This is a genomic window from Staphylococcus shinii (assembly GCF_017583065.1).
In the GTDB taxonomy this organism is placed as follows: Bacteria; Bacillota; Bacilli; order Staphylococcales; family Staphylococcaceae; genus Staphylococcus; species Staphylococcus shinii.
On record NZ_JAGEVL010000005.1, the window covers coordinates 263,436 to 290,109 of the forward strand.

The 26,674-nt window shown below is 31.6% G+C and carries 25 protein-coding genes; 18 read left to right on the forward strand and 7 right to left on the reverse strand.

Annotation, left to right across the window (positions count from 1 at the left end; all coding sequences use genetic code 11):
• Positions 1–117: 117 nt before the first annotated feature.
• The 4 genes from J5E45_RS07745 (at position 118) to J5E45_RS07760 (ending at position 5,135) form a co-directional block, all read left to right on the forward strand.
• On the forward strand, positions 118–1,842 hold the full coding sequence (locus J5E45_RS07745) for a glycosyltransferase family 2 protein (RefSeq protein WP_208181969.1): 1,725 nt from the start codon (positions 118–120) through the stop codon (positions 1,840–1,842).
• Positions 1,843–2,362: 520 nt separating this feature from the next.
• On the forward strand, positions 2,363–2,947 hold the full coding sequence (locus tag J5E45_RS07750) for an MptD family putative ECF transporter S component (protein ID WP_039069266.1): 585 nt from the start codon (positions 2,363–2,365) through the stop codon (positions 2,945–2,947).
• A 1-nt stretch (position 2,948) separates the two neighbouring features.
• Positions 2,949–3,668: an energy-coupling factor transporter transmembrane component T gene (locus tag J5E45_RS07755; RefSeq protein ID WP_069792253.1), complete on the forward strand. Its 720-nt coding sequence runs from the start codon at positions 2,949–2,951 to the stop codon at positions 3,666–3,668.
• A 9-nt stretch (positions 3,669–3,677) separates the two neighbouring features.
• Positions 3,678–5,135 (forward strand): ABC transporter ATP-binding protein, encoded by a 1,458-nt coding sequence (locus J5E45_RS07760; protein ID WP_069792254.1) that lies wholly within the window; start codon positions 3,678–3,680, stop codon positions 5,133–5,135.
• Positions 5,136–5,272: 137 nt separating this feature from the next.
• Here J5E45_RS07760 and J5E45_RS07765 read toward each other — a convergent pair whose 3' ends face one another.
• Together J5E45_RS07765 and J5E45_RS07770 are read right to left on the reverse strand one after the other, a co-directional pair.
• On the reverse strand, positions 5,273–7,348 hold the full coding sequence (locus J5E45_RS07765) for a helix-turn-helix domain-containing protein (RefSeq protein WP_208181971.1): 2,076 nt from the start codon (positions 7,346–7,348) through the stop codon (positions 5,273–5,275).
• A 741-nt stretch (positions 7,349–8,089) separates the two neighbouring features.
• The gene (locus J5E45_RS07770; RefSeq protein WP_208181973.1) at positions 8,090–8,353 is read right to left on the reverse strand and encodes a hypothetical protein; all 264 of its coding nucleotides are present in this window, start codon (positions 8,351–8,353) and stop codon (positions 8,090–8,092) included.
• Positions 8,354–8,623: 270 nt separating this feature from the next.
• On the opposite strand from J5E45_RS07770, the gene J5E45_RS07775 reads away from it, so the two are divergent.
• The gene (locus J5E45_RS07775) at positions 8,624–9,301 is read left to right on the forward strand and encodes a haloacid dehalogenase type II (protein ID WP_039069507.1); all 678 of its coding nucleotides are present in this window, start codon (positions 8,624–8,626) and stop codon (positions 9,299–9,301) included.
• 140 nt (positions 9,302–9,441) lie between these two features.
• Here the strand turns inward: J5E45_RS07775 and J5E45_RS07780 are convergent, their stop codons facing one another.
• Complete coding sequence (locus J5E45_RS07780; RefSeq protein ID WP_208181974.1) at positions 9,442–10,611, reverse strand: ArgE/DapE family deacylase; 1,170 nt, start codon at positions 10,609–10,611, stop codon at positions 9,442–9,444.
• Between the two features lie 275 nt (positions 10,612–10,886).
• A complete protein-coding gene (locus tag J5E45_RS07785) occupies positions 10,887–11,387 on the reverse strand; it encodes a GNAT family N-acetyltransferase (RefSeq protein ID WP_039069509.1) in 501 nt (166 codons plus the stop codon).
• Positions 11,388–11,579: 192 nt separating this feature from the next.
• Between J5E45_RS07785 and srtA the strand changes: the two genes are divergently transcribed.
• On the forward strand, positions 11,580–12,179 hold the full coding sequence (gene srtA / locus J5E45_RS07790; RefSeq protein WP_039069510.1) for a class A sortase SrtA: 600 nt from the start codon (positions 11,580–11,582) through the stop codon (positions 12,177–12,179).
• A 102-nt stretch (positions 12,180–12,281) separates the two neighbouring features.
• On the opposite strand, the gene J5E45_RS07795 is transcribed toward srtA, so the two are convergent.
• Positions 12,282–12,950: an N-acetylmannosamine-6-phosphate 2-epimerase gene (locus tag J5E45_RS07795; protein ID WP_039069511.1), complete on the reverse strand. Its 669-nt coding sequence runs from the start codon at positions 12,948–12,950 to the stop codon at positions 12,282–12,284.
• Positions 12,951–13,115: 165 nt separating this feature from the next.
• Between J5E45_RS07795 and J5E45_RS07800 the strand changes: the two genes are divergently transcribed.
• The gene (locus J5E45_RS07800) at positions 13,116–13,913 is read left to right on the forward strand and encodes a MurR/RpiR family transcriptional regulator (protein WP_039069512.1); all 798 of its coding nucleotides are present in this window, start codon (positions 13,116–13,118) and stop codon (positions 13,911–13,913) included.
• A gap of 185 nt (positions 13,914–14,098) precedes the next feature.
• Here J5E45_RS07800 and J5E45_RS07805 read toward each other — a convergent pair whose 3' ends face one another.
• Positions 14,099–14,974 (reverse strand): ROK family protein, encoded by an 876-nt coding sequence (locus tag J5E45_RS07805; RefSeq protein WP_208181976.1) that lies wholly within the window; start codon positions 14,972–14,974, stop codon positions 14,099–14,101.
• A 256-nt stretch (positions 14,975–15,230) separates the two neighbouring features.
• Between J5E45_RS07805 and J5E45_RS07810 the strand changes: the two genes are divergently transcribed.
• The 8 genes from J5E45_RS07810 to J5E45_RS07845 all read left to right on the forward strand — a co-directional run bounded on the left by J5E45_RS07810 (position 15,231) and on the right by J5E45_RS07845 (position 21,136).
• Positions 15,231–16,112, forward strand: coding sequence for an N-acetylneuraminate lyase (locus tag J5E45_RS07810; RefSeq protein ID WP_039069514.1), 882 nt, complete (start codon positions 15,231–15,233; stop codon positions 16,110–16,112).
• A gap of 25 nt (positions 16,113–16,137) precedes the next feature.
• The gene (locus J5E45_RS07815) at positions 16,138–17,673 is read left to right on the forward strand and encodes a sodium:solute symporter family protein (protein WP_208181978.1); all 1,536 of its coding nucleotides are present in this window, start codon (positions 16,138–16,140) and stop codon (positions 17,671–17,673) included.
• Positions 17,674–17,867: 194 nt separating this feature from the next.
• Positions 17,868–17,957: a hypothetical protein gene (locus J5E45_RS07820; RefSeq protein ID WP_039069516.1), complete on the forward strand. Its 90-nt coding sequence runs from the start codon at positions 17,868–17,870 to the stop codon at positions 17,955–17,957.
• Between the two features lie 166 nt (positions 17,958–18,123).
• Positions 18,124–18,450: a hypothetical protein gene (locus J5E45_RS07825; protein ID WP_119585044.1), complete on the forward strand. Its 327-nt coding sequence runs from the start codon at positions 18,124–18,126 to the stop codon at positions 18,448–18,450.
• 14 nt (positions 18,451–18,464) lie between these two features.
• Positions 18,465–18,650, forward strand: coding sequence for a helix-turn-helix transcriptional regulator (locus J5E45_RS07830; protein WP_101104795.1), 186 nt, complete (start codon positions 18,465–18,467; stop codon positions 18,648–18,650).
• Between the two features lie 77 nt (positions 18,651–18,727).
• A complete protein-coding gene (locus tag J5E45_RS07835) occupies positions 18,728–19,252 on the forward strand; it encodes an NAD(P)H-dependent oxidoreductase (protein ID WP_069792260.1) in 525 nt (174 codons plus the stop codon).
• Positions 19,253–19,553: 301 nt separating this feature from the next.
• Complete coding sequence (locus J5E45_RS07840) at positions 19,554–20,360, forward strand: Cof-type HAD-IIB family hydrolase (RefSeq protein ID WP_039069520.1); 807 nt, start codon at positions 19,554–19,556, stop codon at positions 20,358–20,360.
• Between the two features lie 116 nt (positions 20,361–20,476).
• The gene (locus J5E45_RS07845; RefSeq protein ID WP_107550034.1) at positions 20,477–21,136 is read left to right on the forward strand and encodes an NAD(P)H-dependent oxidoreductase; all 660 of its coding nucleotides are present in this window, start codon (positions 20,477–20,479) and stop codon (positions 21,134–21,136) included.
• Positions 21,137–21,243: 107 nt separating this feature from the next.
• On the opposite strand, the gene J5E45_RS07850 is transcribed toward J5E45_RS07845, so the two are convergent.
• The gene (locus J5E45_RS07850; protein ID WP_039069522.1) at positions 21,244–22,053 is read right to left on the reverse strand and encodes a VOC family protein; all 810 of its coding nucleotides are present in this window, start codon (positions 22,051–22,053) and stop codon (positions 21,244–21,246) included.
• Between the two features lie 177 nt (positions 22,054–22,230).
• Between J5E45_RS07850 and J5E45_RS07855 the strand changes: the two genes are divergently transcribed.
• The 3 genes from J5E45_RS07855 (at position 22,231) to J5E45_RS07865 (ending at position 26,541) form a co-directional block, all read left to right on the forward strand.
• Positions 22,231–22,776 (forward strand): tubby C-terminal domain-like protein, encoded by a 546-nt coding sequence (locus J5E45_RS07855; protein ID WP_039069523.1) that lies wholly within the window; start codon positions 22,231–22,233, stop codon positions 22,774–22,776.
• A 221-nt stretch (positions 22,777–22,997) separates the two neighbouring features.
• Positions 22,998–24,779 (forward strand): ABC transporter ATP-binding protein, encoded by a 1,782-nt coding sequence (locus J5E45_RS07860; RefSeq protein ID WP_208181980.1) that lies wholly within the window; start codon positions 22,998–23,000, stop codon positions 24,777–24,779.
• Positions 24,772–26,541 carry an ABC transporter ATP-binding protein gene (locus J5E45_RS07865; RefSeq protein ID WP_101093991.1) on the forward strand — a complete coding sequence of 590 codons (1,770 nt, stop codon included), beginning with the start codon at positions 24,772–24,774 and terminating at the stop codon, positions 26,539–26,541. The genes J5E45_RS07860 and J5E45_RS07865 overlap by 8 nt, the downstream gene beginning before the upstream one ends.
• The last annotated feature ends 133 nt before the right edge of the window (positions 26,542–26,674 follow it).

Here is a 26,674-nt window from a genome sequence, read left to right on the forward strand (position 1 = left end):
GCTGAAACAATAACTAACAAACTAAAGGTAAGATAACGAATCTATTCATAGATTAGGTATCATTGAGCTAACTATGTTATTAGTATTTCAGCTCATTTTTATAAGGTGGATATATTAATGAAATTTTCAATCATAGTACCAAGTTACAATTCTGAAAAGTATATAGGAGAACTATTGAACAGTTTACAGGAGCAAAAATATGATCAGAAAGATTTTGAAGTTCTATTGATCGATGATTGTTCTACAGATAATACTTTGGATGTAGTAGCGTCTTATAAAAATAAATTAAATTTAACTATAAAGCAACTTGAAGCTAATTCGGGTGGTCCTGGAAAACCGAGAAATACAGCTCTAAATATGGCTCAAGGAGAGTATGTATTCTTTGTAGATTCAGACGATTATATTCATCCAGATACATTGAAAGATGTATCAGAATTTGTTGAAGAGAATCAAGCTGATGTGGTTCTAGTTAAAATGGAAGGTGTAAATGGTCGTGGTGTTCCTAAATCTATGTTTAAAGAAACCAACGATGATGTTACCTTAGCTAATTCACGCATTATTTATACATTAAGTCCCACTAAATTTTATCGTACATCATTACTACTTGATAATCACATTGAGTTCCCAGAAGATTTACGTAGTGCAGAGGATCAACTGTTTACAATGAAAGCATACGTTAACGCAAAGAAAATCGCCATATTGGCAGATAAACCATACTACTATGCGACTAAGCGAGAAGGGGAACATATGAGCTCGGCATATGTGTCGCCTAAAGATTTTTATAAAGTTATGGGATTAATTACAGAAGAAATTCTGAATAGCCCTTTAGACAACAGACATGAAATATTAGGTTATTTTTTAGATCGCCATTTTTCATTTTCAAGAACAAATAATTTTTCACTTAAAATAGCAGATGATAAAAAGGAAGCTTGGATGGATGCGCTAGGCGACTTTATACAAAAAGTACCTACCGAAGTAGATAATATCGTGAGAGATTCATTGAAACCATTGTTATATTACGCACGCAAAAAAGATATGAAACATTATCAAATTGTTGAAGAAAGCTTTAATAATGGCCAATTTTATAATTTTAGTGCGCAACAAGGTGTATTGCAAATTCAATTTGACTATGAAGAACCATACTTTATATTCAATAAATTGATGAAACCAGATATCAGAATGACGCAGTTTAACTTTAATGAACAAGGCTTTGAATTGGAATTAGAATTTTTAAGTTCAATCATCAATCCTAACCATGTAGCTTCTATGATACAACTAAAGTTAGTATCACGTAATAAAAAAGAATTGATTTATATACCTTTAGCTATTAATGATCAAACACGTTTTAAATTTAATGCTTCTATGAAGGATATTATGCCATACTTAACTAAAGAAAAAGTTTGGGATACGTTTTTAGAAATGCGCGTAGATAATATGAGTGTTGAAAAACGTATTGGTAGTAAACGCTTAGCGTATCCGTATGGAAAAGAGACGAGCACGATCGCTTCACTAAATGATAAGTATTATCGTTTTACACCGTACTTCACAAAAGATTTTGATAACTTATCATTTTATGTAACACAAAATAAATTAAGCGATATGATTGAAGTTACGATAAAAGATAGTAAAACGATCCAACTGCGTTGTTTAGAATTTAACTATATCTTGTCGGAAGGGCTAACAACTTTATTATTATCAGATACATTTACGTATGGCTATCTGACCTCTCTTCAGTCTAAAGAGAGAATGACTTATAATATAATATTTAATGATAAGATTAAAGTTAAAAATCTTAAAAAGAATTTCAGTTTGGAATCGCCATATTTTAATTTGAGATATTAAGCAGTATATAATAAGTAAGATATGATACAAAAATGAATGCTTAGATACTAAGTGTTTAGATTATAGTAAATCACCTTTGGGGTGGGAATACAAAATCAATTTTCAAGTTTGATTTGTGTCCTGCCCCTTAATGTTAACAAGTTCTTTGTCAAAGAGCCTTTTAATATAGATAAGTGATGACTTGGAAACGAAAGTTATATTAACTCCTACCTACATGTACGATGTAGCATAGATAATTCAATACCATACTATTTACTTTATAAGCTATTAGAGTGTTATAAACCGATGTCATTGATAATAGTTTTCAATTATAGTATCTTTGAAATAAATGTATTTTTAATTGGAATATAAAACATAGGGTGAGTTGCATAATTAACATCTTATACTCATATTTGGGCATGAGAAATGAGCTAGCTCTTGTATTCTTTGTCTAGTTACGGTATGGAATCGTGAGAAGCGTTATTTAAAAACAAGTTTTTGTGTCATTCCAATTTAGTTTTATGTGAAGAGGGAGTTACTGATGAAAAAAAGCAAAATAGATGTGAAAGATTTAATAAATATAGGTCTCTTCACGGCAATATACTTTATATTTATAGCACCACCAGGTATTTTAGGCATTATACCAATATTTATGTTATTACTTCCTGCTATGATTGGCTTGGTTGGCGGCATACCGATTATGTTGCTTATTACGAAAACACAAAAATTTGGTCCACTATCCCTTTGTGGTATTATAGTAAGCTTAATATTAGCAATTATGGGTCATCCATGGATGGCGTTGATTTTAAGTGTACCAATTATTATATTAGCAGATGTTATTATGGCGTTGGGCCATTATAAAGATTGGAAATTAAATAGCATAGGTTATATTATTTTCTCGTTTTGGCCAATAGGCAATCTATTACCATTTTATTTTATGAGACAATCGTATCTAACCTTTATACAGGAGAAATATGGTTCAGGTTATGAATCTACGGTAGCTGCATTATTTTCAATAGAGATGATTCCAATCATAATCGTTACAACAATTATTGGAGCGTTGATAGGGGCTTACATCGCTAAAGCCATATTGAAGAAACATTTTAAACGTGCAGGTATGATTTAATATGAAGAGCGGCATAATAAATCAAAATTATATATTTAATTTAGACCCTAGAGTAAAGCTTGGTCTCATGATAATTATTTCACTTATTTCATTAACTGGTGGTGTAACGGGAAATGAAATTTTCTTGCGGTTACTTGTAATGTTAATACCTTCTGTTTTACTTCTACTTATTGATAAACATCTAATTGGATGGATAAGCATCATTGTTACAATTAGTGCGTGGTATGGCGAAGCATTCGTTACATTAGATCATAATCAGCTAGCTACTTTACTCATTTTTGTACCTGCAGGTATCATTACACGTTTCTTGCCATCACTCGTAATGGGGTATTATCTTTTTAAGACCACTCAAGTTGAAGTGCTTATTGCAGGTTTAGAACGTCTGAAAATACCAAGGAAGATTACGATTCCCATAGCTGTAATGTTCAGATTTGTTCCCACTATCAAGACAGAGTCAGCATCCATTAAAGATGCGATGAAGATGAGGGGAATTTCATTACGCTTGGCATTTAAAAAGCCATTGCAATACTTCGAATATCGTGTTGTCCCATTATTAAATAGTGTCGTTAAAATTGGGAACGAATTGACCGTTGCGTCGATTACACGTGGTTTGAATTTAACATATAAACGAACATCTATAGTATCGCTAAAAATGCGTTGGCTAGATTGGTTTTTTATTAGTATGGCGCTGATTTTATGTGTAACCTATTATATAGTGTGAGGTTGAAAAATGATTCGAATTGAAGATATGTCGTTTAATTATGAAAATGGAGAAAAAGTGTTAAATAATATTAATCTTACTATTGATAGTGGTGAGGTTATTTGTTTAACGGGTGCTTCAGGCAGTGGCAAAACTACAGTGACACGAATTTTAAATGGCACTATACCACATTTATATCAAGGTAATATTGAAGGGAATGTGCATATCAATGGAGAGGATATACGTCAGCAATCCATTTATGAGATTTCCAAGATAAGTGGCTCGGTTTTTCAAAATCCTCGTTCACAATTCTTTTGTTTGAATACAACAAGTGAATTAGCATTTGAACCGGAAAACTATGGTGTTGACCCGCAACATATAGAAGTTAATATTAATCGTAGCGTTGAAGTATTGAAAATGAACCATTTATTAGATAGAAATATATTTGACTTGTCAGGTGGAGAGAAGCAACTTATCGCTTGTACAGCAATACAAGTAAGCGGACACGATATTATCATTTTAGATGAGCCTTCATCTAATTTAGACTTTGCTACAATTACTAAATTACGTCAGTTGTTGAAAAGGTGGAAGAATGAAGGTAAAACAATTATAATTGCTGAACATCGTTTGCATTATTTGGTAGATGTTGTCGATCGCTTTGTAGTTATGAAACAAGGAGAGATTAGTACGGTATACGACAATATCACTTTCAATGCATTATCAAGTGATACTTTAAGAGATTTAGGATTAAGAGCGATACATTTAAATCATATGAAGCCTAAAACTTCAAATTATACCAATATAGAAGAAAAGATAGCGTTGCAAAATTTTATGTTTAACTATAAAGCCAAGCAACCATATGCACTTAACATTCCTAAAGTCGAACTCACCAAAGGCAAAGTAACAGCAATTATAGGTCGCAATGGTTCTGGAAAATCGACGTTTGCGCGCTGTCTAACTGGCGTAGAACGTAAATTTAAGGGACATGTTGAATTAGATGGGAGAACATTAAAACGCAATCAAAGGTTAAATCATATATATATGGTTTTTCAAGATGTGAATAATCAATTATTTGCTGAAAGTGTTGCTGAAGAACTACGTTTAAATCATAACCAACTAGATGATGCATCGATACAATCGCGTTTACAACAGTATGGGATATCAGAGCATATTGATAGGCACCCATTGTCACTTTCGGGAGGAGAAAAGCAACGCTTAGGTATTGCTAGTGCTATAGAGACTAAACGGGAGGTGCTTATTTTTGATGAGCCCTCTAGCGGATTAGATGGTCAACGTATGCGTGACATGAGTCATATTCTTAATCGTTTAGCTAGCCAAGGGTATACAATATTACTTATTACACATGATTATGAGTTATTGATGTCATGTGCAGATGAAGTATTACACCTTGAAAATGGTTGTGTTAAAGACCAATATCAAATGGATAATGAACATTTAGACGATTTACAAAACTTTTTTGAAATTTAAACGATTATAACCAAACAATAAATTAATGGTAAAGTAGCATCGTTGTTTCAGATGTTTTAATAAACAAAATTAAATATTGCAATTGAAAATCGGGGTAAAAACAAACTTAACCATTTGTTTTTACCCCGATTTTGTTGTTAGTTTATAGCGATCATAATATATTGAATCGATGATTGAGAAAGTTTATAAATCAAAGGTTCTTTATAGTAATGTAAACTTAATTTCGATAAAGGGTAATTAGCGTTATTGATTTGCTCGATATAGCTCAATCCGAAAAATTTTTGATCTATATTTGAAGGTATCAAATTTGTGATTATTCCATGATCTTTATTTAAAAGCCTCGAAAACACTGGAAATGATTTGATGAAATGATGATTTATTTTAACGACAAATGATGTTTTTTGCATGTTACTAAATAATAAAATATGATAACGCCTATTTGTTTTACATATAATTGCGTGAGGTAGTAAGGCAACTTGTTGTTTGAAAAAAACTTTTAAAAAGCTATATATATGGACAATGGGCATTGGACAATGAAATTTATTAAACAGCATAATTCTATCATTATCGTCGGTATAGTATGGAAAACCAAAACCACAGATTTTCTGATTTAACTCAACCAAAAATCGCGTTAATAATATATGTGTGTGTTGGCTAGGTGTATTGTAGTAATCTTGTAAAGATTTATGAGTTAAATTGGTTAAAATTAATTTTTTTGCGTGCTCATTACCTAATTGGCTAATAAATATTAAGAATACTTGTTTTAAGTTATGTTTTTTTGACGACTGAGCTACTTTATCAGCAATTAGTCTACAAAAGAGATTTAAATCTAAATTAATATAGTGAAAATCTACTTTAATTGAAGTGATGTTATGTATCATTTGCGATAAAGTATTTTTACTTTTAATTATAGTGTCAATCGTCATTCCGATTTTAATAAGTGGATACTTGTGACGAATTTTTTCAATAAAATTCGAAAGCTCATTAAAAGTATTATAAGAAAAATCAAACTGTAATGTAATCTGATTCCAATCATTTTCTAGTTCAGCTAGTAATTTGCCAACCGAAAAGTTTTGAGTTTGACATAAAGTTAAATTAGTTATTTTAATAGTCAAATGATGTCCTTTAAGTAATAACTGTTTGATCGTATTTATGAAGTGTTGTGCACTCAGTGCATTTAATTGCTTCATATGTGTATCTAATATACAAAAGTTTATTTTTGAAAATGTTGTCTTAGCTTCATTGCGTACCATATGATATTCATAAAAATGATGTAAGGCATATATGTCATCTAATTGAATGAGCACAGTCATGGATTTAAAACAATTATTAAACGACAGTTTTGAGAGATTTAACGAATAATCAGAGTTATTTGTATGTATAGTTGCTTCTTGGTATTTATCTAAATAATCTGCTGAAGTTACATTATTTACGGCCACTTTATATGGTGATTTATAATAACCTTTTTTAAACAAGTAAATATACTTTTTAGGTGGTATTTGGATGTAATATTTAAAATGTTTAGAATAAGTTGTTACATTTAAAAATTGGTATTTAATAGCTACTTCATAGATGCTTATATTGTCTTGAATTAGATCATAAAGGGATAAGGCAATTCTTAATGAAGTTGTGTAACGTTTAAAATTCATATTGATATTACTAGCAAATAGTATCGATATATACGATTGTGAAATATAAAATGTTTGAGATAAATGTTTTGTATTCAAAGTGTTACAAACGTTGTCATGAATATATTTAGTAATACGTGCTACTAAGGGGTGTTTAGTATTTAAACAAGGGATATAGATGCTCTTTAACACGACACGAGCTTCCCTTAATAAGAACTCGATAATGCCAGAAATATACATATTCATACTGAACTCATCTTGAATAGGCTGATGGATAGCTTCTAGAACTAGGTTTCTAAATTGCTCTACAAAATGAATACGATTAAAATCGAAATATGATTTTGAAATATTGATATCTTTTTCAATAAAAAGTGGTAAAGGAATTTTCAACTCTAACAGCTCTTGAACATCTAACATTTGAAATAAATCTGCATTATTAACAATTATGCCGTCAGTGACTGTAATGGTTGTTCCATTTAAGTTAATTTTGCAAGGCTTGTTTAATGGGAGGAGTATTATAACTTCATTGATACACCTTGCTAATTCAGATGTATAGTGGTTCCTAATAGATAGCGTACTAATCAAAAAATATCACCTTTATCTAGATATGAGGCTTGCTCCTTATAGTAGTAAGCCTATTGTACAACTCTATACTTTAAAAAAGGCAATCAACTAACAAAATTAATAAAATGAATACTTGAATTAATAAAATGTCATTGTGAAAAGCGTTTAAGGATATATTTATTAATAAAATATCAGTGAGATAATAAAAAAATAAAAGATTTTAATGGGAAAATAATGGATAACACAGAACGAAGTTTATAAAAGTGATTAAATCAAATATTTTATAAAGAGCAAAGTGATAACAAAGAGGATGAAAAGGGTTGATTTGTTGAAAGAGATTTGGATTTCGTAGTTATTCTAGATAATTAGTATTAAAAAAGAACAAAATGAAGTTACGAGATAAAGCAATAAATGGTGGAGGGAATTTTATAAGAAGTCAAAACATGAATAAGACCTAAAGTTACTGCCTGAAAGTAACTTTAGATCTTATTTTTTCAAGTAGTCAATAAGCTACTTGAGTAGAATGTTGTGATATATCATATATTAAAATGGGTGCATGAAGTCTAATTCTGGGAATGGAATATAACTATGATGATAAACGGCACATTACTATTCTATGATATATAACATTCTATATTAATATTATATAACCAAAAACAAAACCTTACAATATAAAATTAAATAGTACATGAATCGAAAATCTTTAAATATAATTGGATGCTGTCGTCACTTATTATTAGTGGACATATTAGTCAAGGTAATCTATCTGTTTTGTTTATAAAGGTCTATTGCTTTATAGAGAAATATTAATACAGAGATAAAGAAAAATAGCGTGAATAAACCATTAAATATTTCGTTGTTAAACAGTCTAACAACTGTGGCGCTACTTAGTGTATTTAAAAATAGTGAACCGGTCGTTTCAATCTCAAATAAATCAAATGAAAATAAAACTAACGTGATTAACAGCATGTAACCTATGGCAATAAAAAATAGGTTTAACAAATCAACTAAAAATATTTTTCGCATCACAACCAGCCTCCTCCCTTACTTTTCTATATCCCATTTATAAGGAGTTAATCTCATTCAAGTGTAATTTTACAGATAATTTATAAATGGCAGTAAAAATTTATTACTTTACATTTTGGCTTTAGAATACACGAAAATTTATAAAATAAATGTAAAAAGTAAAATTAATTATTAAATATTAATTGAAATTAAGTTAAAACTGTTTCAATGTAGTCTAAACGTGCTAAAGAGTAAGTAAGTCTGATTTTTCTCAAGAAAGGGAGGTTGTATATGTATAAAGCTATTATTTTTGATGTGTACGGTACAATATTTGATATGGAATCACTAAAAAACGATATGGACCAATTCAATGAAGTAGAAGCAAAGTCCATTTCGCAACTTTGGCGTAAAACTCAGTTAGAGCATATGTTTTTAAGACAAGTAATGCAAAGGTATATTCCTTTTGATGAATTGACTAAAGAATCTCTACGCTATGTATTAGATGTTCATGAAATTCAATACAATAGAGAAGATGTAAATCAACTATTTGATGCATTTTTAGATTTGGATTATTTTAAAGAAATTCCAAAAGTACTTTCGGAGTTGAATGCGAAAAACTTAGAAATTGGTGTATTATCAAATGCTAATGATAATATGTTAATGCCTTTAGTCGATAATTCTGAAATTAATAAGTATATAGATACTGTTATTAGTGTAAATGAAATAAAGCAATACAAACCGAGTCCTGCTAGCTATGCCTTAATATTGAAATATTATCAAATGACGCGTGAGGATATTTTATTCGTTTCTTCAAATGCATGGGACGTTTCTGGAGCAGCTAACTTTGGGTTTGATACAGTATGGGTAAATCGCAGTAAATCATATTTTGACTATAATGGACAATCACCAACTATGACAGTGAATAATCTAAATGAAATGGTTAAGTGGTTAGAAATGAATAAAAGATAGGACATAAGTAGTTAAATAAATATTTTTAAATAGGGGGCGAGAAGACTCAATCAAAATTTTGATTCGTTTTCCCGCCCCCAACAAGGCTAAGTAATTTTCATACTAATACTGCCCTATATTTAATAAACATGGGTTCAAACTTATTTAGATTGATTTAGATACTGTGTTAATAGTTGAACGTAGAGGTCAATAAATGAAAGGTATACATCTTTATAAACATATTCATCCACTTGGTGTGCTTGTCCTGTTTCACCTGGCCCATACATTACAAATGAGAAGTCTTCCTCTTTGTCTTTCATTAAATAAGAAGCATCAGTTGTAGCAGTAGAAGAGGTTACTTCTAAATTTCTATTGAAGTATTCATCGCCTAGAGATTTAGCTAATTTTAAAAATGAGTTATCACCTGTAGTGTATACAGGGTCACGGTTAACGTATGGATTTACAGTAATATCCCCATTACTTTCTTTTTCAATTTTCTCTTTGATACGATTGAATAAATCTTCGAATTTTTTGTTATCGAATTGTGGAATTGTACGCATATTAAATAGCGATTCAGCATATTCAGGAATAGAGTTAACTTGGTCTCCACCGTTTATAATAGTTGAATTCATCGTAGGCGTACCTAATAGCTCACTACTTACATCTACTTTGTTATATTCTGCATTTAAGTCATGTATGAAATCAACTAAAGGATTAATCGCATTAAAGCCTAGTTCTGGCATAGAACTATGTGCGGATTTACCTTTAGAAGTAACTTGAATATCCATTGTACCTTTGTGTGTATAGACAATGCCATCTTGGGATGGTTCAGCAATTAATAATGCGTCTATATCATCCATATAGCCTTTTTCATGTAGTAGAGCAGCACCATTACTAGTAACTTCTTCGCCAGCTGTAGCCATAAAGCGAATCGAACCTTGTTTCAATAGCCCTGCTTCTTTAATTTCAATTAAACTGATTGCTAAAGCCACAAGTCCAGATTTCATATCTGCTGAACCACGCCCGTGTAATCTTCCTTGATTATCTTCAGTTAATTTGAAAGGATCATAGTGCCATTTATCGCCATCACCAGTTGTGACGACATCCATATGTCCAGAAACACCGATTACTGGTTTTCCGCTACCAATTTCTGCAACAAGGTTAGCACGTGAAGATTCACCATCTAATTTTAAAATTTCTGTATGGATATCATACTTTTTAAAAAGTTGTTGTAAATAATGGGCAACATCGAGTTCTTTTTCATTCACAGATTGAATTTCAATAATGTCTGATAATATTTTTACACGTTCATCTTTTGAAAATACTGCCATGTAAACACTTCCTTCAAAATTAATCAATACATTATAGTTAATACCACTAAGTTTAAATTGCAAAACACATTTTCAATTTGATAATAGAACAAGTTAGTGTGGCTTATGTATAAGCTTCAACTCAGGTTAACCTTTTATCTTTATCAGCCCTTGTCATTTTTGCCAAGATGTATTGACGAAATCTTTTTAGATAGCTTAGATTTTTGTACCATTCCAAGTTATATGTGTTAAACAGAAGTATATTGATCTTTGAAAAACATGCTTTAAAATAAATATTACTTGTCAAAATTATTTAAATCTAACTGATAAAATGCAAGATCTAGCCACTTATCGAATTTATAACCTACTTGTTGAATCGTACCAGAATGCGTGAAGTTAAATTTTTTATGTAGATAAATACTATAATCATTTGTAGCATCTATACCAGCAACTAATGTTTTATAGCCACTTTTTTGTGCATGATGGATGATTTCTAGTAATAATTTTGAAGCGATACCTTTTCCTCTATGATGCTTACTTACATAAATTGAATGTTCTATAGAATATTGGTAAGCTGGCCAGTCTCTAAAAGAACCATAAGTTGCAAAGGCAACGGCTTCATCACGTTCCACATAAACAAAAATAGGCTCGTTATTCTTTAATTTATTTTCAAACCAAGCCTCTCGCGATTCAAGTGTTTGCGGGTTATAGGTGTACACGGCTGTAGTATTTAAAATAGCATCATTGTAGATGTCTAAAATATTTGGTAAATCTGATTTAACTGCTTGTCTTATCATGAAAATTCCCCACAATCGTTTATAAAATGTCTTAGACTTATTTAACACTTATTTTTAAAAAGGTGCAATTTTTTGTCATGAAAATTAACAAAGAGATATAAATTAATGTCATTAATGAATATAATTAATGAATTGTGCTATACTTGATGTAAATTTTTAAATGTGAAATTGTTCAAAAGGAGAAACAAAAGGATGAAGAAATGGGTTAATCGTCTGATTACTGTGGCGGGAGTATTACTTATTTTAGTTGCGGTTTACCTTTTCGCTAAACCACATATTGATGATTATTTGACTAAAAAAGATAATGAAACAAAGATAGAAAATTATAATAAAGATACTTTAGACAATAAAAATCAAGAAGTTGAAATCCCCAAAGATAAAACAAAAATGGCCGGATATTTAGCCGTACCAGAGGCAGATATTAAAACGCCGGTCTATCCAGGGCCTGCTACACCTGAACAACTCAATAGAGGTGTCAGCTTTGCTGAAGCCGATGAATCATTAAAAGATCAAAACATCGCGATTGCTGGCCATACCTATACAGGTAGCTCAGATTATCAATTCTCAAACTTACCAGATGCAAAAGTAGGGAGTAAAGTATATTTTACAACAGGAAATAAAAAAAATGAGTATAAAATTGTTGAAATTTTTGACGTGAAACCAGAAGAGGTAGAAGTGCTTGAAGAACATCAATCGCAGAAACAACAACTTACATTAATAACGTGTGACAACTATAATGAACAAACGAATCAATGGGAAGACCGTAAAATATTTATTGCTGAAGCGGTGTAATAGAAACCAAGTAACTGATTCTTTGATATTATTAACTTAATAACTATTTATATCATATTTGTGGTCGAGACATTCCTCTTGGATGACTCGACCACTTTAATTTTATGTGTTTAAAACGTCAATGAATCGTTTGGTAATGTCTTTAGGGCGGGTAATAGCGCCACCAACAACAGTACAATGTACACCTAATTCAGTGACAGTTTTAAACATATCAGGAGTGATGACATTGCCTTCAGCTATGACTTTAGAATCGATATGTGTTAATACATCTTTAAGAAATTGGAAGTTATTTTCATATAAAAGATGACCTTTAGTATATGACGTATAACCATGTAATGTCGTGCCAATGTAATCAAAACCGAGTTTATCAGCGTTAATTGCTTCATCTAGAGTTGAAATGTCTGCCATAAGTTCAATATGAGGCGCTTTTTCTCGGACATAGGATACAAGCGATTGTAATGATTCTTTAGGGCGTGTTTGCTTTGTAGCATCTAAAGCAATGACTTCACATTGGCTTTCAATTAATTCATCGATTTCTTTGCTAGTAGCAGTAATAAAAACATCGGAATGATCATAGTCCCTTTTGACGATACCAATTACTGGTAAATCGACCTCTTGCTTAATCGCAATAATATCTTCTTTAGAATTTGCTCTGATACCAACAGCTCCGCCTTCGTACGCTGCTAACGCCATTTTTGACATGATAAATGACGAGTGAAGCGGTTCATCAGGTAATGCTTGGCATGACACAATTAATCCTTGTGGTAACATAATATACACTCCATAACTTTGATAAATTTAATAAATCATTAAACTCCATTAGATTTGTAATTTTAATATAACATTGAGAAAATAATAATCAATACATTTAATCTTTATGAAAAATATTTTCATTTTTACTGAGTGTATGTCTATATCTGAAAGGGGAGGATTCTAATGAAATTTGAAAATCGTGTGCAACGCTATCGTCACTTATTTACCAAAACAGATAAGCAAATTGTTGAATATATTCAAAACAATCAATTTGATGATACTTTTTCGACGATTAATTCATTGGCGCATGCTATAGGTACATCACCAGCTACTATTACACGCTTTAGTAATAAGTTGGATTATGATAACTTTCAAGACTTAAAGTTTAATTTACAACAAGAAATGACGGACAACGTTATAGAAAATAGTCCGCTTATTCAACGTATTCATAAATACCATCAAGATATTATTCAACAGACAGGGGAGTTTATCTCTGATGAAAAAATTCAAAATTTGGTAAATCAAATTATGCGTAGTAGACAAATTATTTATGCTGGACTAGGAAGTTCTGGCTTGTCTGCAACTGAATTTTATTATCGCATGATGCGTATGGGGTTAAAAGGCAATGTATCTACAGATGCACACCAAATGAAAATTTTTGCATCACTATTAACAGCTTCAGATACATTTGTAGCTATTTCAAATAGTGGAGAAACTACTGAACTTATTGCGGCAGCCGAGGTTGCTCATGAACGTGGCGCATTTGTTGTCGCTATTACAAATTACGAGGGCAGTGCATTAACGCAAAGTGCAGATTTAGTATTAATAACCACAGATCAATCTAGAATTAATGATACAAGGTTTATTAATACACAAATAGCGACACTTTTCTTAATTGATATTGTCAGCTATTTACTATTAGATGATGACTATATGCATAATGTCTATCAGCATACCAAAAAAGTCGTATTAAACGAATAGCTTCAACGTTACGTGAATTTATTAAATATACCGTAAAGTAATTAATGCAATATCAACATACAAATCTGTTGATATTGCATTTGTATATACGAGTATTGATAAAAATAATGGAGGCGAAACGATAAGTTCATTTTATAATGAAATTTAGTTTTGTTTCGCTTCCACAATAAAATTTATGTCAACTATTATAAAAACCTTGATACAGCACCATATAATGAAGCATGGTTTTTGGTTTTAGTTGTTTGTATTGTTGCGTGACCATAATTTGGTGGTAAATATTCTTCGATTTTAGGTATGATATATTTTAGTAATTTTTCGCCTTGAGAAGATATACCGCCACCAATTAAAATTAATCCTGGATCATATACGATTTGAATTTGTGCAATTCCTTCCGCGACATGCGTACTCCAGCGATCGAGAATGGAGATTGCCAACGCATCTTCTTGCTCAGCCAATTCAAAGAGTTTGGGTACATCATCTGAGTAGGGTAACGCATGTGTTTTCATTAGAAATTTCAAGGCATTAGTTGAAGCACGTTGTTCAAAAGTTAATCTGTCTTTTGGTTTATATAATAAATAACCGATTTCGTTTGCTCTATTACGATTGCCGTTGTATAAGCCTCCAACTCTATTGTAAAAAGCGCCTCCTATACCTGTCCCCAATGTCAGACAAAAAATATTATCTGCATCATAATCATGTAAAGTAAGCTCTCCTAGTAATGCTGCATTTACATCATTAAACACTTTTACTTCTGCATTTAGTGGTGAAAGTAACTGATGAAAGTTTGTACCAATAAAGTTTGGAATTGTAGGGCCAGCATATACCACAGTTCCTTTCTTTTCATTGATAACACCAGCACTAGAAATGCCTACTTGCAAAGGATGTATTCTATAAATCTCTTTAAAATGAGACACAAGTTCAAAGATTGCATCAGCAATGAATTCATTGATGTTATTTGGAGTAGGTATTCTTTGATAATTTATGAACTTTAAATTTTCATCTAATACAGCCGCTTTAATATCAGTACCTCCGACATCAATTGCTATTTTATAATTAGTCATTATTCATACCTCCATTCGTAGTATTTACATTAATGTGTATCACTTTTTAATTTAAAAGTGTAGTTATAATAACTATGAAAAATATTTTCATAGATATTTAATATAAGTGATGAATATTTTCAAAATACTATTGCTACTGTTAATGGTAGCGTTTACAATTTGAACTGTAAATAGAAAAGATTTTTAGCTTTAACTTAAAGCAAGAGGGATTTTAAGGGTTAATCAAAATATATAAACATAAGTTGGAGGGAAATTTATGAAAGAGAATTTTAAAGGCTTGTATGCAGCATTATTAGTACCATTTGATGAACATGGTGAAGTGAAAGAAGAAGGACTGCAACAAATTGCTAAAAATGCAATTGAAACTGAGGGCTTAGACGGTTTATACGTGAATGGCAGTTCAGGGGAAAACTTTTTACTAAGCAAAGAGCAAAAGAAGCAAGTATTTAAAGTTGCAAAAGAAGCGGTTAATGACGAAGTAACATTGATTGCACAAGTAGGATCTTTAGATTTAAATGAAGCAATTGAATTAGGGAAATACGCAACAGAATTAGGTTATGATGCTATTTCTGCAGTCACACCATTTTATTATCCATTTACTTTCGAGGAAATCAAAGACTATTATTTTGAACTAATTGAAGCAACACAAAATAACTTGATTATTTATGCGATTCCTGACCTTACAGGTGTCAATATTTCTATTGAACAATTTGCTGAACTCTTTAATCATGAAAAAGTAATTGGTGTTAAGTATACTGCTCCCAACTTCTTCTTATTAGAACGTATACGTAAAGCTTTTCCTGATAAATTAATACTTTCTGGATTTGATGAAATGCTTGTACAAGCTGCAATTTCAGGTGTAGATGGAGCTATCGGTTCTACGTATAACGTAAATGGTAAACGTGCAAGACAAATATTTGATAAAGCACAAAACGGGTCGATTGATGAGGCTTATCAAATTCAACACGAGACAAATGACATTATAGAGACAGTACTATCTATGGGGATATATTCTACATTAAAAGAAATTTTAGCGACACGTGGTATAGATGGTGGTTTACCGAAACGCCCGTTTAAACCATTTAATGAAACGAATAGAAGTAAATTAGCAAAGTTAATCAAAGACTATAACTTATAAGACATCACGTTAGGGGTTGAAGTAAATGCAGCAAGTAGGATTTGGTGCTTGGAACTGGGTAGCAGTCATTGCTTACCTTGTCGTTATGTTATTAATTGGGGCTTATTTTACGAAACGCGCGAGTCAAAATACAGATAGTTTTTTTACTGCAAGTGGTAGATTACCGTCTTGGGCGGTAGGCTTTTCTATTTATGCTACAACATTAAGTGCAATTACTTTTATGTCGACACCTGAAAAGGCGTTTTTGACGGACTGGTCATATATAGCAGGTAATATAGCAATTGTCGCTATTATTCCATTACTCATTTATTTTTATGTACCATTCTTCAAAAAGTTAAAAGTGACATCGGCATATGAATATTTAGAAGCGAGATTTGGACCTAGTGTCCGTGTTATTGGGTCATTACTTTTTGTGTTCTTTCATTTAGGGAGAGTAGCAATTGTTATTTATTTACCGACACTTGCAATTACAGCAGTATCGGATATGAATCCGTATGTCGTTGCAAGTTTAGTAGGTATTTTATGTATATTATATACATTTTTAGGTGGTTTTGAAGGCGTTGTATGGAGCGATTTTATCCAAGGGGTCATTTTACTAGGTGGCGCAGCAGCTATTATTATCTTAGGTGTCGTGCATATTCAAGGTGGCATGGGAACGGTTGTATCCGATGCGCTTGAACATAAAAAGGTCATCAGCGTAGATAATTGGAAACTTAACACTGCAGCGGCGGCTATTCCAATTATTTTTCTAGGTAATATTTTCAATAATTTACATCAATACACAGCAAGTCAGGATGTTGTACAACGTTATCAGGCGTCTGAGTCTATGAAAGAAACGAAAAATTCATTATGGATGAATGGTGCATTAGCATTAATATCAGCTCCTCTATTTTATGGTATGGGGACGATGTTATATTCTTTCTATAATCACGAAAGTTCACTACCCGAAGGATTTAATACATCTTCAATCGTTCCGTATTTTATCCTTACTGAAATGCCACCATTTATTGCAGGGTTATTAATTGCAGCGATATTTGCTGCAGCTCAGTCTACTATTTCATCGAGTTTAAACTCAATATCAGCTTGTCTATCGGTCGATATCAAACACAGATTCTTTGGTAAAGGCGCAGAAAAAGATGAGGTAAGAACAGCAAGATGGATGATTATAATTTCTGGGCTATTTGGATTTGGTATGTCTATTTATTTGATAGCTTCTGATTCAAATGATCTATGGGATTTATTCTTATTAATTACAGGACTTGTAGGCGTACCATTAGCAGGTGTGTTTGCTGTAGGGATTTTTACAAGAAGAACAAATACTTTTGGTGTTATAGCAGGATTGATATTAGGAATTATTTTTGCTTATATCTTTAATGGTATGGGCGGTGGCAACTCACCATTCTTTGTATCTATTATTTCATTTGGTGTTGCATTTATCTGTTCTTACATTATTAGTATTATTATACCTGGTGAACAAAAAGACATTAAAGGCTTAACAATTTTTGATATTAAAGAAAATACCAATTATATTGCGAAAGTTCATGATAAAAAAGAAAAGTAGTTTAATGTCATAAATGGACAATTAAGTAAAGAGGCTGGATAAATAATTCAGGCTCTTTATATGTTTTTTAAGGTTGTCTGTTTTATCATTTAATACTTTGGTTTGTAGAATTAGTTATATTGGTAATGATATTATAGTAACAGTACTTAGTGTAATAATTAGTTATAAATTACTCAAATATAAGGAGGGCATTTATGCCTTTAGGTTCAATTGTAGCCATTCTTTGCGCAATTTTTGTAATATTTTTAATACCATATTATGAAAAAAAGAATAAGAAAAAATAATTTTGCTGGGACATAATGTCTCGGCTTATAGTTTGTTATAGGGAAGATAATCTATTTTAATAAATAAAAATGAAATCATAGTAGAATGTAAAAGAAGTTTGACATTTGGTGAAGGCTATTCTATATTAATTATGTCAAAAACTTTTTACATTTAGGAGATGGAATTATGAATATTATGTTGTTCATAGGAGTGTTGCTATTTTCTTGCTTTTGGACTTGCATTACAAATAAATTTTTGCCAGCTGAAACTTTAGATAAAAATAAATCACAATCACGGTATGATGAAAGACAAAGTAAAATGTTTATAGAGATTCTGGCGAAGAGTTTTATTTGGCTTATATATTCACTACTATTTTTATTATTATTAAGAGTTTTTGGTTGGTTTGATGCTGAGGGCGCTTTAACATCAACTTATCCTGAAATTATATTTATATTAATAGGTTTATTTTTGTTAGTATTTAACTATTTTACGACCAAAAAGAAATACACTTAAAAAAGGTTGATCAAATGAAAAATAAAATAAAGACTTATAGAAAGCAGAATGGTTTATCACAGGAAACGTTAAGTAAAAATTTAAATGTTTCAAGACAAACCATAAATGCGATTGAAAATGATAAATATGACCCCTCTTTAACGTTAGCATTTAAATTAGCCAAACAGTTTAATGTTACAGTGGATGAATTATTTTCTTAGGCATATCAGTTTATTTTTGAACAAGGGAAGTTTAATATAAAGCTATTAAATTAGTAATGAAACGAGGAATGAACTTTATGTCTACATTGGTTATTGTTGCACACCCAGATATTAATAATTCAACTGTTAATAAAGCTTGGAGAGATGAATTATCTCAACATGAGGAATTGGTAACCGTCCACGAAATCTACCCAGAATACCCACACGGTCAAATTGATATTGAAAAGGAACAAAAATTGCTTGAAGCACACGACCATATTATTTTTCAATACCCATTGTATTGGTACAGTTGTCCGCCATTATTAAAACAATATTTAGACGAAGTATTTACTCATGGCTGGGCATATGGCTCACAAGGAAATGCGCTGAAAGGAAAGCAAATTGGATTAGCGATATCTATCGGAAGCGTGCCTGAAGCTTATACATCAGAAGGTAACGTGCAATTTACAATTGATGAATTAGTCAGCCCAATGATTGCGACAACGCGTTTTGTAAAAGCAAATTATGTAGGTGCGCATAAATTATACAGTGCATTTACGGTTACGCCGAGTCAATTAGCGGAAAATACACAAACGTATTTAGAATTTATCAAACAAATATAAAATTAGTGAGCCTGTGATATAAACATGTCACAGGCTAAAATTTTATTTTTAACAGTAATTAAATCTATAACTTTTCAAGGTGAGGCTACGTAAACGAAATTTATATAAATATTACTTATATTGAATAGTATTTACTTAATTTAGTTTGAGAAAGTAGAGAAAAATAAAAATATAGTTTAAATAATTTACGCTCAATTATGTTAGTAATTGTTATAGAGTTCATAAGTTTACTTTGAAACAATTAGTATTGTCGATATAATGAAAGGGCGTACATATAAATTGGAAGATTTGAGGGGACAATATGATAAAAGTAATCGCAGTTGATATGGATGGTACGTTTTTAGATTCAAATAAAATGTATGATGAGCAAAGGTTTGATAAGATATTCCAGCAACTTAAAGCTCAAAATATTAAATTTATAGCAGCAAGTGGCAATCAATATGCAAAATTAAAGTCAATATTTGGCGAACGTGACATGTTCTTTGTAGCTGAAAATGGGGCCGTCATTTATGAAGGTAATACTTTATACGACTATCAGGCATTTGACAGAGATTTTTACCAAGCAATTATTGACTATTTAAATATTGACCGTGGAATTAATAATTTAATTGTTTGTGGGCTAAACAGTGCCTATATTTTAAAAGACAATACAGACGCATTTAAAAAAGATGCACATTTCTATTATCGTAAACTAAAAGAAATAGATTCTTTTCAAGATTTACCAAAGGATGAATATGTAAAAATTGCACTTAATATTAATAGGGAATCTCATCCATCATTAGATGAAGATTTAAGTAACAAATTTAGCGAAAATTTAAAATTAGTGTCTAGTGGTCGTGATAGTATTGATTTAATTATACCAGGCATGACTAAAGGCAGTGCTTTACAGCGACTTTTAAAATATTGGGAAATAAATGAAGAAGATTTGATGGCTTTTGGTGATGCCAATAATGATTTAGACATGTTGCAACTAGCTAAGCATAGTTACGTTATGGCAAATAGCGAAGATGAAACATTATTCAAAGTTGCTAATTATGTGGCACCATCTCATGATGAACAGGGTGTGCTTACTACTATTGAAGAAAAAGTACTTCATCCATTAAATTAATGACAAATAAAGACTGTCATATCTTAGCACATAATTTATAAACATATCGTTTTAATAAGATTTGAAATTTGACTATACTTAAAAGTACTTAAATTGAAAGGTAGGGTATAAAAGTTATGGACCAAATGCAACAAACGCTGCTAAATGCTTTTAATTTTAGGCATGCAACAAAACGTTTTGACGCTAATAAAAAAATCTCTGATAGTGATTTTAATACCATCTTAGAGACAGGAAGGTTGTCTCCAAGTTCATTAGGGTTAGAACCGTGGAAATTCGTCGTGGTTCAAAATCGTGAAATAAGAGATGAACTTAAAGAAATCAGTTGGGGAGCACAAGGCCAACTAGATACGGCGAGCCATTTTGTTTTGATTTTAGCACGTAAAAATGTGACTTCACAATCACCATATGTACAACATATGATACGAAATATTAAACAATATAGTGAAGAGAGTATTCCTGCTACAGAACAAAAATTTGATAATTTCCAAACTAGTTTTCATATAAATGATACACCACAATCTTTACTAGATTGGGCGAGAAAACAAACTTATATTGCTCTTGGTAATATGATGACAAGTGCAGCATTGCTAAATATAGATTCATGTCCAATTGAAGGATTTGATTTAGACGCTGTTACGGCATACTTGTCAGAAAAAGGCATTGTTGATTCTGAAAACTTTGCACCTTCAGTTATGGTAGCTTTTGGATACAGAGAAGCTGAACCTAAAGCTAAAGTACGTCAGCCGCAAACTGATGTCGTTAAATGGTTAGAATAAACGATAAAAAGGAAGTGGGATAGTAATTTTTGAAATTGAATTACAGTCCCACTTCCTTTTTTGATTTGATGTTAACTTTACCTTAATAATTATTTTTTACAAGTAAGTTAATTTTTATCTGCTACTAAGTTTTCATTGCTGTGTATAATAATTTCAAAGCCTTCTGATCCAACGAATTGTTCTCTATCCGCATTTGGTTTGTAAATTGACACTTTTGATAATCCAAGACTGCTATCATTATCTTGACGTACGATGTTAGATTGCCATGTATTGATAGCAATGTGATGATGGTAGTGGTTCATAGACATGAAAAGCGCTTGAGGAAAATCAGAAATGTGCTCAAGTCCTAGTTTATTTATATAGAAATCTTCTGATTCATCCAAGTTGACTGCTTTCAAATGTAAATGACCAATTTTTGCATTATCTGGCATGCCTTGCCAACCAGTCTCACTACGTTGTGCCACTAGGTCATCGACGTCTACCCCAAGAGTATCCATTTTGACTTTATTATCTTCCCATAGCCAATTTTCTTTAGGTCTATCATCATAGATTTCGATACCATTACCTTCAGGGTCAGCGAAATACAACGCTTCACTAACTAGATGGTCTCCTCCACCAATTTGTACGCCTAAACTTGCAGCATGATATAAAAAGTTACCTAAATCTTGTCTATTAGGTAATAATAAGGCGATATGGAATAGCCCTGATTCCCTAATAGAAGGACGTCTACCATTATTGATTTCCTGTAACGTTAAGGTGTGACCATTACTTCCTATATTGAAAGTAACGACTGTATTTGTTTCTGATTTGATAGCTAAACCTAAAATTTGTGTATAAAAAGTGGTCATTTTTTTTAAATCAGCAACGTTCAAAGTAATATTAGTGACTTGAATGGATTGATTATCGTGAAAAGACATCGTCCTACTCCTTATCGAATACTTGTATTTTAATTAATTACAAGTATTACTTTAGTATAAAAAGTATACTTAGTCAATGAAAAATGCTTAGCGTAATATTACTTTTCAAATAGTGTATATCTTGTATAAAATGGATATAACGTTACGTCAGTAAATACATAGATAGGACTGTTAAATATGAAACACTATTATTTTAAAGAAAACTTTTTTAATGCATCAAAGTCTATAATCGATATATATGACGATACTAAGGAAGTAGCTTTTAAATTACAATTATTTTATACATCTGCGGGACAGGAAGCGATGGCTTTGTTTGGTAATAGTAAACAGAACTTTGAAATCACAGATGGCCATGATACTTTTCGAATTTTACAAGAAAGAACAATTAGTGGTGCGATTAAAACACCGTTTAAAACAGTATGGCAAGTAGAAAAGAACGGTGAGAAGATTGGAATTTTTCGCTCTAAGATGGGATTTAAACCATCTATGCAGTTCGAAGGTGATAAAGGGGATATATTAAAATTCCAATCTGGATTCTTTTCAAGAAGTGTTACTGTCTCTGATGGTCATTACAAATTGATGCAAACTAAATCAGAACGTTTTAAATTAGCCTCGAGACATGATTTGTATATTGAAACTAAAACATATAATCCAGCGATGCTTATCATGCTGTTCCAAGTTTTTTATGAGTTTCAAGAACAACAAAGAAGAAATTCAAATTAATTTTAAGTGGCACAAACTCGGTATAAATCATACGTTTTTAGCTTAACTTTACTAATAGAAAACGGAAACGTGAACTCCAACGCATTTGTATAGATTTCATGTTTCCGTTTTTTAGTGAACAGTAAGTGGAATTGATGTGTAAAATATCCATTCTATTTACATATATCTTCGTGTGGTAAGATATGAGAACATAGAATAAAAACATCATTGGGGGTGAGGGGATGAAAGTATTTTGGAAATTGGGATGGTTTTTTAAACAGCAAAAACTGAGTTATATCATTGGTTTAGGTACATTATTGTTAATTGCATTAATTGAAATTGTGCCACCACAGATTATCGGGCGTACGATAGATCAAATGACGACACATAAATTAACACCTAAGTTATTAATGATTTATTTAGCTATATTAATTGTAGTTGCCATATTAACTTATGTACTTAGATATGTATGGAGGTTGTCTATATTCGGAACGAGTCAAAAGTTAGGTCAAATATTAAGGACATATCTTTTCAGCAAGTATACCGATATGAGTGCTATATTTTTCCAAAATAGACGTACAGGAGATTTAATGGCACATGCTACAAATGATATCCGAGCTGTACAAAATGCTGCAGGTGCTGGAATCCTCATGATTGCTGATTCATTGATAACAGGGGGCACTGTTGTTATAACGATGGCTATAACAGTAAGTTGGAAACTCACATTAATTGCTATGATACCATTACCATTTATGGTGTTATTAACAAGTTTTTATGGATCGCTTTTAAGTAAAGGATTTAAAAAGGCTCAAGCTGCATTTAGTAAATTAAATGATAAGACACAAGAAAGTGTTGCTGGTATTAAAGTTACTAAAACATTTGGGTATGAATCAAGTGACCAAGCAGACTTTAAAGATTTAAGCGATGATGTAGTAGATAAAAATCTGAAAGTATCTAAAATAGACGCATTATTTGACCCGACAATTACGCTAGTTATTGGTACAAGTTACTTTTTATCTATTGCGTTTGGCGCACAAATGGTCTTTCGTAATGAGATAAGCTTAGGGCAACTCATAACGTTTACGACGTATCTCGGGATGTTAGTATGGCCGTTGTTAGCGTTGGGATTATTTTTTAACATTGTGCAAAGAGCGAAAGCTTCTTATGAACGTATAGATGAAATTGGAAACTTACCTAATGGTATCGATACGCATTATAAAATTGATAAAAGTCCTCAAGGCGATATTCAGTTTAATATCAATCGATTTAATTTCCCGGGTAATGATAAACAAGGTGTATATGATATTCATTTTACAATTGAACAAGGTACCACAGTAGGTATTGTTGGGCGAACAGGTTCAGGTAAAAGTACATTGATAAGACTATTGTTGAGAGAGTTTGACACTAAACATGCTCAAGATATAACGTATGGCGGTCATCCATTGAGTGATTATAAAGTTGAATTATTAAGAACGCAATTTGGTTATGTGCCACAAGAACACTTCTTATTTTCTACCACGATTAGAAATAATATCGCGTTTAGCAACGAAACTATAGAGGATGAACAAATATATGAAGTGAGTCGATTAAGTCATATCCACGATGATATTATGCATTTTACTAATGGATATCAAACAATTGTCGGGGAACGGGGCGTATCATTATCAGGTGGTCAGAAGCAACGTGTTTCTATTGCCAGAGCTTTATTGTTAAATCCTGAGGTATTGATTTTGGATGATTCATTATCTGCTGTTGATGCACAAACTGAAGAAGTAATATTAGAGAACTTAGAACATTTGAGAAAGTTTAAAACTAATATTATAACAGCACATCGTATGAGCGCCGTGAAACATGCTGATCTTATTATTGTTATGGATGAAGGAAAAATAATTGAGCGTGGTCACCATGAATCATTAATGCAACAACGAGGCTGGTATTATGAAACATATCAAGCTCAAGCATTACAAGCCAAACTGTCACGCGACTTAGACAATCTTACGAAAGGGGATGATGAAGATGACTGAATACGAACACGCTAACTTAACGGCTAAAGATCAAGGTAGTGTGTTGATAAGGTTGTTTAAATATACATTACCCTATAAGTGGATTATTGCCTTGGCGTTCCTAACATTGATCATAGCAACTGTTGCAAGTATGATGACGCCCTATATGGTAAAAATATTTATCGATGATTATTTAACACCGCAAAATTTTCCAAGAGGTAGTATGATTTGGCTCATTGTTATTTTCTTAGGTGTACAAATAATTGGCGCATTAACACTTTATTTTAGCCAATACCTTTTTCAATATTTAGCCTTTAAAGTGATACAACAATTGAGAATTGACGCCTTTAATAAACTAGGGAAATTAGGTATGAAATATTTTGATGAAGTACCAAGTGGAAGTATTGTCTCACGATTAACAAATGATACGGAAACCATCGTGGATATGATTGTTGGCGTGTTTTCAACTTTTATTATGGCATTATTTATGATGATATCTAGTTATGTCATGATGTTTGTACTAGACGTTAAATTAGCTTTGATAGCACTTGTCTTTTTGCCAATTATTTTTGTGATTTTGTCTACTTATCGTAAGTATTCAGCGTATTTATTTTCAAAATCAAGGCAGCGTTTGTCTGATTTGAATTCAAAATTAGCAGAGTCAATTGAAGGTATGAGAATTATACAAGCTTTTAATCAAGAAAAACGCTTAAATAAAGAATTTAATCAAATTAATGATGAGCATTATCAATATATGTTAAAAACTGTGAAACTAGACAGCTTATTGTTAAGACCAGCTATCAGTTCTATCTCAATCTTTGCTATTGTAATGATTCTTGGTTATTTCGGAGTAATTAGTTTTACGACAGGTGTGACAGCGGGTGTAGTTTTTGCATTTATTCAATACATGGAACGCTTTTTTGAACCGATTAATCAAGTGAGCCAAAATCTAAATATTTTACAGCAAGCGCTTGTCTCAGCAAGTAGAGTTTTTGCATTAATTGATGATAATAATTATGAACCACAACAAGATGAAATAGCGTCAAATTGTATAGGACCCGGCAAAATAGAGTTTGAAAATATAAGTTTTAGTTATGATGGTAATACAGATGTACTAAAAGATATTAATTTTACTGCAAATCCTGGTGAAATGATAGCACTTGTTGGTCATACGGGATCTGGTAAAAGTTCAATCATCAACTTGTTTATGAGATTTTATGAATATCAACGAGGAGATATTAAGATAGACGGACATTCTATCAAGACAATACCCAAAGCAGAATTAAAAGAAAAGATAGGCTTAGTATTACAAGATGCATTTATCTTTTATGGAACTATAGCGTCTAATATAAAATTATATCATCCTACAATGACGTATGAACAAGTGAAGGTAGCAGCAGAATTTGTTCATGCTAATCGTTTTATTGAGCAACTACCTGAACAATATCAGCACAAAGTAATTGAAAAGGGTAGCGCTTTTTCAAGTGGTCAAAGGCAGTTAATTGCATTTGCTAGAACAATTGCTACGGATCCTAAAATTTTGATTTTAGACGAAGCAACTGCCAACATTGATTCTGAGACTGAAGAACAAATACAACAATCATTAAATGAAATGCGTAAAGGTCGAACAACGTTAGCGATAGCCCATCGGTTATCTACAATTCAAGATGCAGACCAGATATTTGTGTTAAACCGAGGCGAGATAGTCGAACGTGGCACCCACGAGCAACTAATTGCGCAAAAAGGGATTTATCATAATATGTATTTACTTCAAAATGGTTAAGGCTTTGTTCGTAAGTATATTAATGCGTATTATGATTGATTTAATTAATAAGCAACATAATAAAAAAGGTGAAACTAAGGCATTAATTTTATACTTAGTTTCACCTTTTAATTGTATATAAATTACATAAATG

Excerpts from the sequence above, each read along its gene's own strand:
- J5E45_RS07745 (WP_208181969.1), top strand. The coding sequence starts at position 118 with ATGAAATTTTCAATCATAGTACCAAGTTACAATTCTGAAAAGTATATA.
- J5E45_RS07750 (WP_039069266.1), top strand. The coding sequence starts at position 2,363 with ATGAAAAAAAGCAAAATAGATGTGAAAGATTTAATAAATATAGGTCTC.
- J5E45_RS07755 (WP_069792253.1), top strand. The coding sequence starts at position 2,949 with ATGAAGAGCGGCATAATAAATCAAAATTATATATTTAATTTAGACCCT.
- J5E45_RS07760 (WP_069792254.1), top strand. The coding sequence starts at position 3,678 with ATGATTCGAATTGAAGATATGTCGTTTAATTATGAAAATGGAGAAAAA.
- J5E45_RS07770 (WP_208181973.1), bottom strand. The coding sequence starts at position 8,353 with ATGCGAAAAATATTTTTAGTTGATTTGTTAAACCTATTTTTTATTGCC.
- J5E45_RS07775 (WP_039069507.1), top strand. The coding sequence starts at position 8,624 with ATGTATAAAGCTATTATTTTTGATGTGTACGGTACAATATTTGATATG.
- J5E45_RS07780 (WP_208181974.1), bottom strand. The coding sequence starts at position 10,611 with ATGGCAGTATTTTCAAAAGATGAACGTGTAAAAATATTATCAGACATT.
- J5E45_RS07785 (WP_039069509.1), bottom strand. The coding sequence starts at position 11,387 with ATGATAAGACAAGCAGTTAAATCAGATTTACCAAATATTTTAGACATC.
- srtA (WP_039069510.1), top strand. The coding sequence starts at position 11,580 with ATGAAGAAATGGGTTAATCGTCTGATTACTGTGGCGGGAGTATTACTT.
- J5E45_RS07795 (WP_039069511.1), bottom strand. The coding sequence starts at position 12,950 with ATGTTACCACAAGGATTAATTGTGTCATGCCAAGCATTACCTGATGAA.
- J5E45_RS07800 (WP_039069512.1), top strand. The coding sequence starts at position 13,116 with ATGAAATTTGAAAATCGTGTGCAACGCTATCGTCACTTATTTACCAAA.
- J5E45_RS07805 (WP_208181976.1), bottom strand. The coding sequence starts at position 14,974 with ATGACTAATTATAAAATAGCAATTGATGTCGGAGGTACTGATATTAAA.
- J5E45_RS07810 (WP_039069514.1), top strand. The coding sequence starts at position 15,231 with ATGAAAGAGAATTTTAAAGGCTTGTATGCAGCATTATTAGTACCATTT.
- J5E45_RS07815 (WP_208181978.1), top strand. The coding sequence starts at position 16,138 with ATGCAGCAAGTAGGATTTGGTGCTTGGAACTGGGTAGCAGTCATTGCT.
- J5E45_RS07820 (WP_039069516.1), top strand. The coding sequence starts at position 17,868 with ATGCCTTTAGGTTCAATTGTAGCCATTCTTTGCGCAATTTTTGTAATA.
- J5E45_RS07825 (WP_119585044.1), top strand. The coding sequence starts at position 18,124 with ATGAATATTATGTTGTTCATAGGAGTGTTGCTATTTTCTTGCTTTTGG.
- J5E45_RS07830 (WP_101104795.1), top strand. The coding sequence starts at position 18,465 with ATGAAAAATAAAATAAAGACTTATAGAAAGCAGAATGGTTTATCACAG.
- J5E45_RS07835 (WP_069792260.1), top strand. The coding sequence starts at position 18,728 with ATGTCTACATTGGTTATTGTTGCACACCCAGATATTAATAATTCAACT.
- J5E45_RS07840 (WP_039069520.1), top strand. The coding sequence starts at position 19,554 with ATGATAAAAGTAATCGCAGTTGATATGGATGGTACGTTTTTAGATTCA.
- J5E45_RS07845 (WP_107550034.1), top strand. The coding sequence starts at position 20,477 with ATGGACCAAATGCAACAAACGCTGCTAAATGCTTTTAATTTTAGGCAT.
- J5E45_RS07850 (WP_039069522.1), bottom strand. The coding sequence starts at position 22,053 with ATGTCTTTTCACGATAATCAATCCATTCAAGTCACTAATATTACTTTG.
- J5E45_RS07855 (WP_039069523.1), top strand. The coding sequence starts at position 22,231 with ATGAAACACTATTATTTTAAAGAAAACTTTTTTAATGCATCAAAGTCT.
- J5E45_RS07860 (WP_208181980.1), top strand. The coding sequence starts at position 22,998 with ATGAAAGTATTTTGGAAATTGGGATGGTTTTTTAAACAGCAAAAACTG.
- J5E45_RS07865 (WP_101093991.1), top strand. The coding sequence starts at position 24,772 with ATGACTGAATACGAACACGCTAACTTAACGGCTAAAGATCAAGGTAGT.